This window comes from Micromonospora sp. NBC_01412 (assembly GCF_045040215.1).
GTDB classification, from domain to species: Bacteria; Actinomycetota; Actinomycetes; order Mycobacteriales; family Micromonosporaceae; genus Micromonospora; species Micromonospora rubida.
Map to the genome: position 1 here is coordinate 6,182,528 of NZ_CP109528.1, position 11,785 is coordinate 6,194,312.

The 11,785-nt window shown below is 71.0% G+C and carries 10 protein-coding genes; 3 read left to right on the top strand and 7 right to left on the bottom strand.

Features of this window, described 5'->3' with window-relative positions; translation table 11 throughout:
- Positions 1 to 112: 112 nt before the first annotated feature.
- Positions 113 to 592: a DinB family protein gene (locus OG617_RS27125; RefSeq protein WP_405095777.1), complete on the top strand. Its 480-nt coding sequence runs from the start codon at positions 113 to 115 to the stop codon at positions 590 to 592.
- Here the strand turns inward: OG617_RS27125 and OG617_RS27130 are convergent.
- On the bottom strand, positions 581 to 1,624 hold the full coding sequence (locus OG617_RS27130; RefSeq protein ID WP_405095778.1) for a radical SAM protein: 1,044 nt from the start codon (positions 1,622 to 1,624) through the stop codon (positions 581 to 583). The two genes, OG617_RS27125 and OG617_RS27130, sit on opposite strands and share 12 nt — an antisense overlap.
- Positions 1,625 to 1,793: 169 nt before the next feature.
- Here OG617_RS27130 and OG617_RS27135 point away from each other — a divergent pair, with 169 nt between their 5' ends.
- Together OG617_RS27135 and OG617_RS27140 are read left to right on the top strand one after the other, a co-directional pair.
- On the top strand, positions 1,794 to 2,963 hold the full coding sequence (locus tag OG617_RS27135) for a DegT/DnrJ/EryC1/StrS family aminotransferase (RefSeq protein WP_405095779.1): 1,170 nt from the start codon (positions 1,794 to 1,796) through the stop codon (positions 2,961 to 2,963).
- On the top strand, positions 2,960 to 4,114 hold the full coding sequence (locus OG617_RS27140; protein ID WP_405095780.1) for an aminotransferase class V-fold PLP-dependent enzyme: 1,155 nt from the start codon (positions 2,960 to 2,962) through the stop codon (positions 4,112 to 4,114). Before OG617_RS27135 ends, OG617_RS27140 begins: the two co-directional genes overlap by 4 nt.
- A 16-nt stretch (positions 4,115 to 4,130) precedes the next feature.
- Here OG617_RS27140 and OG617_RS27145 read toward each other — a convergent pair whose 3' ends face one another.
- The 6 genes from OG617_RS27145 to OG617_RS27170 form a co-directional block, all read right to left on the bottom strand.
- On the bottom strand, positions 4,131 to 4,790 hold the full coding sequence (locus OG617_RS27145) for a hypothetical protein (RefSeq protein WP_405095781.1): 660 nt from the start codon (positions 4,788 to 4,790) through the stop codon (positions 4,131 to 4,133).
- 42 nt (positions 4,791 to 4,832) lie between these two features.
- Entirely contained in the window at positions 4,833 to 5,708 is an 876-nt protein-coding gene (locus OG617_RS27150; RefSeq protein WP_405095782.1) for an ABC transporter substrate-binding protein, read from the bottom strand.
- A gap of 9 nt (positions 5,709 to 5,717) precedes the next feature.
- Positions 5,718 to 6,983, bottom strand: coding sequence for a phenylacetate--CoA ligase family protein (locus OG617_RS27155; RefSeq protein WP_405095783.1), 1,266 nt, complete (start codon positions 6,981 to 6,983; stop codon positions 5,718 to 5,720).
- On the bottom strand, positions 6,980 to 8,320 hold the full coding sequence (locus OG617_RS27160; RefSeq protein WP_405095784.1) for a coproporphyrinogen-III oxidase family protein: 1,341 nt from the start codon (positions 8,318 to 8,320) through the stop codon (positions 6,980 to 6,982). Before OG617_RS27160 ends, OG617_RS27155 begins: the two co-directional genes overlap by 4 nt.
- A 1-nt stretch (position 8,321) precedes the next feature.
- Positions 8,322 to 9,680, bottom strand: coding sequence for a hypothetical protein (locus OG617_RS27165; protein WP_405095785.1), 1,359 nt, complete (start codon positions 9,678 to 9,680; stop codon positions 8,322 to 8,324).
- A 239-nt stretch (positions 9,681 to 9,919) separates the two neighbouring features.
- Positions 9,920 to 11,467 carry a polysaccharide lyase family 1 protein gene (locus tag OG617_RS27170; RefSeq protein WP_405095786.1) on the bottom strand — a complete coding sequence of 516 codons (1,548 nt, stop codon included), beginning with the start codon at positions 11,465 to 11,467 and terminating at the stop codon, positions 9,920 to 9,922.
- Positions 11,468 to 11,785: the final 318 nt, after the last annotated feature.

The following is an 11,785-nucleotide window of genomic DNA, read 5'->3' on the forward strand; positions in this document are numbered from 1 at the left end:
GTCACGCCGTCGGGCGCGTGCGCGATCACCGCAGGCGGAGCCGTTCCCGGCGGTAGCATCTCCCTGCGGAACGGCGGCGTGTTGGCTACGACAGATGACAATGGCGGCTGAGATGGATGATCTGACCGAAGAGCGGTTCCTGGACCGGTGGCGTCCGGTCCGGGGTCGCACGTTCGAACTGCTGGGCTGGCTGACCGACCGGGAACTGGAGCAGTGTCCGGCGTCGAGGGTCGGCCATCTGTGGCGGCAGTTCCGGCATCTCGGCCGGATCGAGTGCAACTACGCGAGCGCGCTCACCTCGAAGGAGATCAAGTTCGGAGCGCCCGAGATCACCGCGGACGGGTCGTCGAAGGCCGACCTGCTGGCCTATCTGGCGCGGGTGGACGCCGACGTCCTCGTCCCGGCGGTCAGGGCCGCGAACCGGACGGACACCGTGACGTGGCCGGGAGAGGATCCGATTCCCCTCGCCGCGCACCTGGAACGGATGGTGCAGCACGAGGTGCTGCACCAGGGGCAACTGATCGTGGCGGTCAGCCTGCTCGACTTCGAGTTCCCGCCGGGCTGGCGGGTGGCGTGGGGCCTACCCGGCTGAGGCCGCCCGGGCGGCCGCCGGGACGCCCTCCGCCTCCCACCGGGCCAAGACCTCCGCCAGCCGCTCGCGGTACGAGGTCTCCGGCGCGTCGGGCTCCGACCGTCGCCGGCAGGAGCAGCCCGACCAGGTGACCGCGGCATCCAGCGCGTCCGGGCCGGGCCGGAGCCGGAACGCGCGGAGGGTGTCGATCAGCATCGGCCGGCAGGCCGGGCAGCCGTCCGGCCTGGCTCGGACGATGCTGCCGATGTCCGGGTTGAACCAGGAAATGTCGAGGTCACCCGTGCCGTCCTCGGCAAGCCCCTCCTCGACGCAGGCCGACAGCGCCGCGACCAGCGTCCACAACGACGGCGGGGACCACAGCCCCCGGCAGCCGGCCCAGTCCAGCAGCGTCCCGCGCTTCGCGCTCAGTGGGAAGAGCATCTGGATGGAGAAGCCGGCGGTGCGGGTGCCCCGTACGCTCGCCGCCGCGTCCACGAACGCCTGATGCTCGGAGAGGCCGAGGCCGCCGAGCGCGATGTTGGCGATGGGCGCGACCCGCCGGCTACGGAGCATCCGGACCGCCGCCAGGTACGCGGCCTGCCTCGTGGGCTTGAGGTGGCACAGCCGCCGCACGTCCTCGTCCCAGGACTCCACGCCTAGGTGGCACGAGACGGACGTGCCGGGCAGCAGGTCGAGCAGGTTGTCGATGTTCTCCGGCGTGCACAGCTCGGGTCGCGTCTCGAAGGTGAACGCCATCGGCTGGCGGGCGGCGACAGCCCGGAGGATGCGTAGCCGCAGCCGCGGCGGTACCTCGTGCTCGTCGAGGAGGCTGCCGGAGGGCGAGACGTACACCAGGTTGCCGGGCGGGATCCGGGCGAGCGTCGTCTCCACGGCGGCGGCGATCACGTTCGGGTCGATCTCCGGCCCGGTGCCGTAGTTGCACATACTGCACTGCCCCGCGCGGTCGAAGGTGCAGCCACGGGTGCGGAACCAGACCTGGTACAGGTCGACCTGCCGACGAGGCCGGCGCAGCCAGACGGTGCCCTTACGCATGTCGACGTCCTGCCCGGCGGGCAATTGACTACGAACGGAGCGCACCATACGGTTTGCATTAGTCAGCCGGAGTCGCAATTGTCGATCATTAGAGATCATTCTTCCTCCACCGACCGGCACAATGATGGCAGTCGAAGCAATGGCAGTATAGGTGACCCGAGGAGCCTGCGTGGATCTTGAGGATGCGGGGCGGTCGTGGGTCGTGGATCATGTGCTCGGTCCGGCGGAGATTGACGCCGCCGTGCGCGTGCTCACGTCGCGCACCATCACGACCGGACCGGAGGTGCGCCTCTTCGAGCGCGAACTCGCCGACCGGTTCGGCGTGCCCGACGTGCTCGCGCTGGGTTCGTGCACTGCGGCGATGCATCTCGCCCTGATCGCGAGCGATATCGGGCCCGGTGACGAGGTTGTCACGACGCCGCTCACGTTTCCGGCGACCGCGAACGTCATTCTGGCCGTCGGTGCCACGCCGGTGTTCGCCGATATCGACCCAATCACGCTGAATATGGATCCGGAATCCGTCGCTGCGGCGGTCACCCCGAGAACCAGAGCGGTCATGCCCGTGCACCTGGGCGGCGCGGCCTGCGATCTGATCGGCCTGAAAAGTGTCGCCGATCGGTTCGGACTGACCGTCGTCGCGGACTGCGCGCACGCGGTGGATTGTCACGTCGACGGCTTGCACGTCGCCCGCGCCGCTGACATCTCCTGCTTCAGCTTCTACGCCACCAAGAACATCACCTCGGTGGAGGGGGGCGCGCTGGTCGCGGGACCGGACGTGCTGGCCCGCGCCCGGCTGCTGGCGCGGCACGGGCTGGACTTCACCTGGGGCGGCGCGATGACCGCGACCGCGGCCGGCTACACCCCGCGCGAGGTCGGCTACAAGTACAACCTCAGCGACCTGCACGCCGCGATCGGCCGGGTGCAACTCGGCCGGATGGACTCGCTTCAGGCGACCCGCCGCGCGGCCGTCGCGGTCTACGACGACCTCCTTCGCGACCTGCCCGGCGTGGCGCTGCCGGCCCGGACCTCGACCGCTGACCACGGCTGGTACCTGTACCAGCTTCGCCTCGCCGGAACGGACGGTGCCGCCGTGGCCAGCCGCCGGGAACACGTGCGGCGCGAACTCGCCGCGGCGGGCATCGCGACCGGCGCCTACTACCGTCCGCTGCACCAGTACGAGCTGTACCAGCGCACCGCCCGTATCGGGCCGGGCGGGCTTGCGGCGGCCGAGGACGCCTACCCGAGGCTGCTCGCGCTGCCCCTGCACGGGCGGCTGACCACGGTGGAGGCCGCCGTGATCGGCGAAGCGGTGATCGCCGCCCTGGGCACCGCCCCGTGACGGCCGGACCGCCGGGTGCCCTGCCCGACCGGGCACGCTTTCCCATCCTGGCTCGACGCTCCTACCTCAACTCCGCCGCCAAGGGCGCCCTCTGCGTCGCGGTCCGCGACGCGGCCCTGGACAGCCTCGACCAGTGGGACCACGAGGGCGCGCCCTGGGACGTCTGGCTCGGCGAGATCGAGCGCACCCGGGAACAGTTCGCCGCGCTGGTGGGGGCCCACCAGGAGCAGGTCTTCGTCACCGGCTCGGTGTCGGCCGCGTTCACCGCGCTCCTCGCCGGCCTCGACTACCGGGACCGCCCGGATCTGCTGCTGGTGGAGGGGGACTTCCCGACCCTCGGCGACGCCGCGCTCGCGGTCCGTCGGCTCGGCGCCGAGCCACGGTTCCTCCGCCCGACCGCACCGGCGTCCGTGACGCGGACGATCGCCGCCGCGCTTCGGCCCTCGACCCGGGCCGTCGTGGTCAGCGCCGTGCACCACGCTGGCGCCTTCGCGCTCGATCTTCCGCTACTCGCGGAGGCGTGCCGCGCCCAGGGCGCGCTCTGCCTGGTTGACGGCTACCACGGGCTGGGCGCGACCGCGCTCGACGTCCGGACCGCGTCGGTCGACGCGCTGGTGACCGGCAGCATGAAGTACCTGCTCGGGTCGGCGGGCGGCTACGCTCTGGCCTACTGTGGTCCCCGGCTCCTCACCCACGCCGAACCGATTCCCCATGGCTGGTTGGGCTCGGTCGACCCGTTCGCCGGCCACCGCGGCGCGGTCCCCAGGCACACCGGGGCCCGCCGCTACGACGCAGGCCTGCCCTCGATCCTGGCGGCGGCGTGCGCCCGCGCGGGTCTGGACGAGGTGCTGAGCTGGGACCGGGCCGCCACGGCGGATCGGATACGCGGCCTGGTCGAGCACTGCGCCGCGCGACTGGTCGAGGACATCCTGATCGACCCGTCCGAGCTGCGGACTGCCGGCCCGCTGGTCTGCGTCCGCCAACCGGACCCGGCCGCCGCGAGCGAACTGGTCCGGCGACTCGCCGCCGACGGCGTGGTCACCGGAAGCTGGCAGGAGTGGCTGCGGATCTCGTGGCACGCCTACAACGACGCCGCCGACGCCGACACCCTGTTCGCCGCCCTGGCCCGGGCCCTGCCGCGACGCCGATAACCCGCGAGCCGTCCCGCTACACCGTCGCGGCCTTGGCACGCACCCAGCGGAACTCCGACGCCCGCAGGGTCGCCACGATGCCCGGGTACGCCTCGGGTGCCGCCTCGGCCAGCGCGTCGGTCAGCCCACCGAAGCAGGCGCGCTGCAACCACTCGTCGGGCTCGGCGGCCCACGCGCGTAGATGTCCGGCAAGCAGTCGCCCATGGGTGCGTGCCAGGTAGCGTAGGCAGAACGGGACGTTCTTGCGGACGTACGGGGCGGGATCGCTCAGCGGCACGCGAAGCATCCGGGTCAGCTCGGCGACGGCGTCGGGGCGCTGCCGGGACGGCTGCCGGGCGACCACGAGGAACGCGCGGTGCTCCCGGTCGTTGGCGGTCGACCCGGCCCACGCGCGCACCCCCGGCACCACGACGGGATACGCGGCGATCAGCGCGTCCCGCACCCCGAACGTCGCCGCCTCCCGGACCGTCCAGTCGTCGTCGTTCACGAGGCGATGAACCAGGTCCCACGGCGCCGGGTCACCGTCTGGCAACACGTTCGCCATTGCGTACCCGACGGCCGAGCGCGCCTCGGGCACCGGCGCGACGGCCCACTCGCCGAGATCGGCCTGGCTCAGCCGGCGGCCCGCCGCGCGCTGCTCCTGCACCGGCCGCCCGGCCAACTCCTGCGGGTTCACCTTGTCGCCTCCGTACGGAGCATGGGGCATCGCGTCGAGACGTCAAACGGTCGCACCGGTCGACGGTAACGTGATGGCACGCAGCGCCGCGGCCGGCGTGGGCAGCGCGGCGGACGGTGTCGACCCGCCCGGCAGGCCGATCTCGCGGCACCAGGCGAGCGTCCGCTCGACCGCGTCGACCGTCGGGGCGGCGCGTTCGGCGAACAGCGGGCTACGCCAGGTCCGCCCGACCGGCACACCCCAGTCGGCCAGCCGCCCGGCCGACCGCTCCGGCTCGGCGTTGGTCAGGCGCACCGCCTCGGCGTAGGCGTCGAGGAACGCGCCGACCTCCACGCGGCGCTCGGCCAGCCGACGGGTGAGCATGCACAGCGTGGGCGGGGGCGGTGCGAGGTCGCGGTCGTCCGCGAGCAGGACGGCGCGGCGCTCCCGGCACCAGTCGCCGATCGGCGCCGGCAGGATCGCCAGGTCGAGCGCGCCCGCGATCAGGTCCCGGCCGCGGCGGACCAGGTCCGGCACGTCGACCAGGTGCTGCCGGGCGCGGACCAGGCCGGCCCGGGGCAGCAGCACCGACGCGGAGTAGTCGGCGATCGTGTGCCGCGAGTAGCCGACCCGCGCCGGGGACGGCACCGGCGCGGCGCGGGCGAGGAGCTGGAACATGCCCTGCGGGCCCGGGTCGGGGGCGAGCACGGTGAGCACGGTGACCCGCGTGCCGGTGAGCGACAGCACCAGCACGCCGACCAGGTTCATCAGAACGATGTCGAGCCGGCCGGCCAGCAGGTCGGCATCCCGCCGCGCCGCGCTGTCCGCTATCGACAGCTCGACGCCGCCGCGGGCGAGCAGGCCGGCTCGTTCGGCGACGACGAAGGGAAGGATCTTCTCCCCGCTGAGCAGCCCGACCCGGAGAGGCGCACCGGCCATCGCGGGAGCCTAGCCGGCCAGGACCGATGCGGACCGGCGGTCGACGAGTCGCCTGGGCTTGCCCTCCCCGTCGTGCGCGATCAGCTCCTCCGGGGTCACCCACTCGACCACGAACCGCAGCGACTCGCCGGCGGCCGAGATGTCCAGCGACAGCTCGCGCAGCGCCAGGACGACGTCGTCCATCTCGAAGTCGGGCGGGCGGGGCCCGGCCGTGGCGCACCGGATCGTCAGCTGATCGGCGATCGTGAACCACTGCCGGTCAGCCTCGACCTCGTTCAGCTCCGCCCGGAAGTCGACGATACCGGCCTGGCCGAGCAGCACCTCCTCCAGCTGCCAGAGCGACAGCTTCTCGCCGGACTCCAGCACGACCGACGACTCCAAACGCCCCAGCACCCGGGCGTCGAGACTGATCAGCCCGGCCAGCTCCGCGACCGCACCCACCTCCACCAGGTCGCCGGTGCGGTACCGCACGAGGGGCATGCCCTCCTGGAACAGCGTCGTGACCACCAACTCGCCGCGAACCCCCGGCCGCAGGTCAGCGGGCTCGCCGTCGACCAGGATCTCGTATCCGAAGTCGTCGCTGAGCCGGACGCACGTGTCGCCGCGCACGTCGCAGCCGAGGTGGCCGAATTCGGCGGTGCCGTAGTACGTCCGGATCTCCTCGACGCCCCAGGCCCGACCGAGATCGCGCCGGGACACCTCGGAGATCGCCTCGCCGGAGAGCAACAGCATCCGGACGCCCAGCTCGACGCCGAGGTCGCCGGGGCGAAAACCCGAGTTGACGGCGAGCCTGCGGGCGTAGCTCGGCGACGTGGCGATGACCGTGGCACCGTACTCCCGCATGAGCTGCACCGACTGGACGACGCTGGGCCCCTTGCCGATCGGCAGCACCCGCAGCCCCAGTTCCTCGCCGGCTGACGAGAAGTCCGACCCGATGAGCCAGATCCCGAACCCGTGCGCGACCACGAGGGTGTCCGACCCGGTGACGCCAGAACCGATCAGGCTCTGGATCGTCCGGCGAACCGTGCCGGCCCGGTCCCGCGCGGTGAAGAACGCCGGTTTGGCCCGTCCGGATGTGCCGCTGCTGGCGTAGACGGTCACGGCCGGGGTGGCGGCGAACCGTGGGCCGTCGCGCATCAGGTCGCGGGGGAGCGTGCAAGGCACCGACGCCCAGTCGGCCGGCGGCGTGGAGAGGACACGGCGGTAGTAAGGCGACGACCCGGCCGCCCGAGCCGCCGCAGCGAGCAGGACGTGCGCCGGCCGGGTCGCCCTCATGCCGGCGTCCCGAACAGCTCGACCGACAGCAGTTGCAGCTCCGGCTTGTACGGCTGCGGCAGCCGCGCGTTGTCGGCGTTGAAAAAGCTCTTCGAGATGTTGTCCATGTAGTGCACCCCGCGCGGCGTGACGGTGAGCGTGTCGTCGCCGAGTTCGGCCAGCCCATGCCCGGCGAGCCGGTCGATGACGCCGGGGAACGCGTCGGTGACGGTCGTGCCGAACCGCTCCTCGAACGGTGCCAGCGGCACGGCGAGGTGCTTGACGCCCAGCACCCAGTACCGTGACCGGTAATCGGAGTCGGTCAGCCGCCGGCCGGCGAGGACGGCCGGGTCGCCGCCCGAGACCACCTCCAGGTACTCGCGGATCGTGTGCACATTCCAGTACACGTGGCCGTTGAGGTAGCCGACCGCGCCCGGCCCGATCCCGACGTACTCGGACTGCGGCGCGGCCCGGTGGCACATCTCGTACGCCGATTCCGTCCCGGGGCGGCAGAGGTCGAAGCCGGCGCTGCTGCACGAGCCGTAGTGCCGGTAGCCGTCGCCGCCGATCACCTCCAGGCCCAGCGCGGCCAGTTCGAGTTCGAGCGCCTCGCCGCCCTGCGGCTTGGTGCGCCCGAAGCGCACGCTGCGCCCCAGCGGGCCGGCCGGGTCGAGCAGCATCCGGTACAGGCTGATGTGTTCCGGCCCCTGCTCCAGCGCGACGTCCAGCTCCCGCTGCCAGCTGGCGCGATCCTGGTCGGGCAGCATGAACATCAGGTCGATCGCGATGTTGTCGAAGCCCGCGGCGCGGGCGTTGCCGGTGCAGGCGAGGCTCTGCGCCGCCCGGTGGTACGACCCGATGCCGCTCAGCACCTCGTCCTGGAAGCTCTGCACGCCGAAGCTGATCCTGTTGACGCCGGCCGAGCGGAGCCCGGCGAGGTATTCCACCGTCGCGTGGCTGGGATGACACTCCAGGTTGACCTCGGTGTCGTCGAGGTCGAACCGTTCCCGTAGCCGGTCCAGCAGCCGCCGGATCTCGCTCGGGCGAAGCACGGACGGGGTGCCACCGCCGAAGTAGACGAAGTCGAGCTTCCGGACCGACGGCGACACCACCGCGTCGTAGCCGGCGATCTCCCGCAGCATGCCCTCGACCAGCGGACCGGAGTGCGACTCGGCGGGGAACTTGTTGTAGTTGCAGAACGGGCAAATCCGGTCGCACAGCGGCACGTGGATGTAGACGCCGAATCCGGCGGACGCGTCGGTCCGCCCCTCGCGCAGCGCCGATCCGGCAAGCGGCGTGATGTTCAGGGGGAAATACGTCACGTACTCGCAGTCGCGTTGCGGGGCATCGAGCGGCACGTCAGTAGTCCTCTCGTAGGAGTGCCTGGCTGAACGCCTCGGTCGCCGCGTTCACGGTCTTCAGCTCGTGGCCGACGGCCGCGAACCCGAAGTACGGAAACTCCTGGTCGGTGGCGGTGACGATGGTGGGGACGAACCGCACGCCCGACGCGGGGCCCAGTCTGCGGCTGCCCGCGAGGAACCGGTCGAGCATCGCCTGCTCCGTCGCCGGTTCGGGCAACAGCACCCGGTCGTTCGTCCGCACGACGACGGTGGTGCCATCACGGCCGGTGGCGAGGTTCTGCGCGATCGACAGGGCGGCGGTGGGGCCGGTGCGCCGCGCGTTCGTCTCGGTGGGCACGAGCACGTCGTCGTCCGTGCGGATGAAGTCGATGTCGAACCAGCCGACGTACCCGGCCTCACGCATGAGCTGCCCGACCGCGGCGCCGAATGCCTCCATCCGGCGGCGGGCGTCGTGGTCCAGCCCTCCGCCGACCACAGCACCGGCATACTTCGTGTCCACGACGTCCATCACGGCGCACCCGCGAGGTCGCAGTGTCCCGTCGGGGTCGATCTCAGCGTTGAAGGTCATCTGCGACGGCAGCCCCTGCCGATGCGCAACGTACTCCTCGACGATCAGCGGCAGCACGGCGTAGATCGCGTCCTCCTTGATCAGGGCGGCGAGCAGCCGTCGTGCGTCCGTGGGCGTGGCCGCCTGCTCGGGCGCGACCATGGTGGTGCCGAAGCCGCCCACACCGAAATCGGACTTGAGCATCTGGGGCCGGCCGGTCTTGGCGATCCGGCGCGCGAGGGTGACGGCGGCGTCCTCGACCGATCCGCAGACGTCCTGCCTGGCCACGATGATCCGCTCGGTGGCGGCCGCCGCGATCCGGAACCGCTCGTTCGCCCGGACCTTGGACTCGAACAGGGAACAGTCGATTCCACCGGCGTCCCCGCGGCCGGGAACGGGCCCGTTCCCTCCCGCCCCGGCTACCCGGCGACGGACGGCCGCGAAGCCCGGCGTGTGTCCCCAGGGCAGGAGGGCCGACCCGCCCCGGGCCGCGTCGGCGACGTCGGCGAGCAGTCGCTCGTCCGCGAGGATGGCCGCGCAGACCTCGCCAGCCTCGCCCCGCACGCCGGTCCGCAGATCCAGACCGGGCCAGCGCATGACCGCGAGTTGCAGCTCGGTCCACTCCTGCCGAGGCGCCAGCGGCGTGACGACGAGGCCGGGATCGCTGCTGTAGAAGGGCGCGAGGCAGGCGTAATGGTGCCCCTCCAGATCCCAGGTCTCCAGATGGTCGGCCCGGAAGTCCGCCGGAAAGAACTGGTGGTTGAACTCGGCGACATTTCCGATGTTGACGGATGCGCGTAACTCACCCATGTGCCTCCTGCCCGGGTCCGCCCGGCACCGGATCACATTATCGAGACCTCATCGCAGCGAAAGCAATCGACGGGTATGAAAGTTCGGAGTTTCCGGCCGATCGTATGCCGACCCCCTTCCGGAGTGCGGTTCGCCCTCGGCCGACCGGTCGGCCCACGGCGGTCGGGCAGCATAGGACAACAGCGCACTGCCCGGCGGGTCCGGGGACGCCGGACCCGCCGGGCAGCGGGACCGAGCTGCTACGCGGTGTACGTCTCGAACTCGGCGACCTTCGGCGTGCCGGTCGAGCTGGTGATCTCGAAGGTGACCTTGGTCAGCGAGGTCGAGGGGAAGGTGATGGTGCCCGCCCCGCTGCCGGAGGCCAGGACGGCACCGGTCCCGCCGTTGGTGACCCGCCAGGACCCGATGTTGCCCACGGCGCCCGACGCCTCACGGATGATGATCCTGGACACCGTGGTCGGGGAGCCCCACTTGATCGAGATGGAGCCCGTCGAGCCGGCCGGCGACCAGTAGGTGTTCATGTCGCCGTCCCGCACGTTGCCGTAGCTCGTCCCGCTGGCCTTGCTCGAGCCGTCGGAGCCGGCACCGATGCTGAGGTTGACCCCACCGGGGTTCGTCGGCCCCGGAGTGGGAGTGGTCGGTCCCGGAGTGGGGGTGGTCGGTGTCGGCGACGGCGTCTGCGGCGAGCAGTTGCCGTCCGATTCCTTCAGACCCGTGTTGGCGCCTGCCGTCTGGCGGACGATGCCCGGCACGCAGCCGGCCCCGTCGAGGCTGTAGGAGTACGGGATGCTGACGGTGGTGTTGGACTGCGGGTTGGGGCCGGCGGGGTTGTTCTCGCTGCCGGGGCTGGACCAGGTGACGTTGTCGAAGACGTTGCCGCTGACCTGCCAGTAGCCGGCCTCGCTGGTGTAGAAGGTGCCCAGGACGTCCTTGGAGTCCTTGAAGTGGTTGTTCTCCACCTTGGCCTTGGCGCCGGCCCGGGAGTTGATCCCGGACTCGTGCAGGCTCACGTAGGAGTTGTTGTAGATGTGGGCGATGCCGCCGCGCAGCAGGGGCGTGCGGGAGTCGATGTTCTCGTACAGGTTGTGGTGGAACGTGATGAAGCCGTTCGAGCGGTCGCTCTCACTGGAGCCGATGAGGCCGCCTCGGCCGGAGTTGCGCAGCGTGCTGTAGGACAGGGTCACGTACTGGACGTTGTCCTTCATGTCGAAGAGACCGTCGAACCCCTCCGACTCCCCGCCGGAGGCCTCCAGAGTGACGTGATCGACCCAGACGTTGCGGACGGTGCTCTCCATGCCGATGGCGTCGCCACCGTTGGACGTGGGCGAGCCCGACTTCTTGACGTTCCGGACGGTCACGTTCCGGATGATGATGTTGCTGGAGTCGCGGATGTGGATGCCCAACTGGTCGAACACGGCTCCGCCGCCGACCCCGATGATCGTGACGTTGCTGATCTGCTTGAGTTCGATCACGCCTGCGGCGGTGTTGCAGCTGTCACCCGACACCTTGCTGGTGTTGCCGTGGTTGATGGTCCCCGTGACCTCGATGACGATCGGGGTGCTGCTGCTGGTCCGGGTGCACAGGGCCGTGTGGATCGCGGTCCCGGTGGTGGCCCGTACCGTCTGCCCGCCCGCGCCGCCGGTGGTCCCACCGTTCTGGGTCGCGTACCCGGTGGCGCTGCCGGCCGCCGCCGACGCCTGGGGTGTCGGCAGAGCCACGCCGATCGCGATCCCTACGGCCGCCGTGGCCAGCGCCGCCTGGAGTCGCAGTGCAACTGGTCGTCTCATGTCGCCTCACCTTCGTCCTCGAATGCTGGATGTCGCTGCGACGTGCTGGAAAGCGCTTTCCACAGTGAGGATAGGGAGCCGTCTATCTGTGTGGCAAGGGTCTCGTCCGGATTGCGGCACTATGGATCGTTCCACCTGATGTGGCGACTGCCGTACGACGTCGCTCGCCCCTCCCGGCACGCCCTTCTGAGCTGCGACTCAGGACGCGCTGGATGGGAAAACCCCCGGCCAGCAGGGGCTTTGTCCACAAGATTGCTGGCGGGTGCGCCCTTAAATCCAAGATCCTCTACGCGCTAGGGGACTGATCGGGTGAATCTC

What these genes read in the sequence shown, in the direction of transcription:
- OG617_RS27125 (WP_405095777.1), top strand. Translation starts at nt 113, where the DNA reads ATGGATGATCTGACCGAAGAGCGGTTCCTGGACCGGTGGCGTCCGGTC.
- OG617_RS27130 (WP_405095778.1), bottom strand. Translation starts at nt 1,624, where the DNA reads ATGCGTAAGGGCACCGTCTGGCTGCGCCGGCCTCGTCGGCAGGTCGAC.
- OG617_RS27150 (WP_405095782.1), bottom strand. Translation starts at nt 5,708, where the DNA reads ATGGCCGGTGCGCCTCTCCGGGTCGGGCTGCTCAGCGGGGAGAAGATC.
- OG617_RS27155 (WP_405095783.1), bottom strand. Translation starts at nt 6,983, where the DNA reads ATGAGGGCGACCCGGCCGGCGCACGTCCTGCTCGCTGCGGCGGCTCGG.
- OG617_RS27165 (WP_405095785.1), bottom strand. Translation starts at nt 9,680, where the DNA reads ATGGGTGAGTTACGCGCATCCGTCAACATCGGAAATGTCGCCGAGTTC.
- OG617_RS27170 (WP_405095786.1), bottom strand. Translation starts at nt 11,467, where the DNA reads ATGAGACGACCAGTTGCACTGCGACTCCAGGCGGCGCTGGCCACGGCG.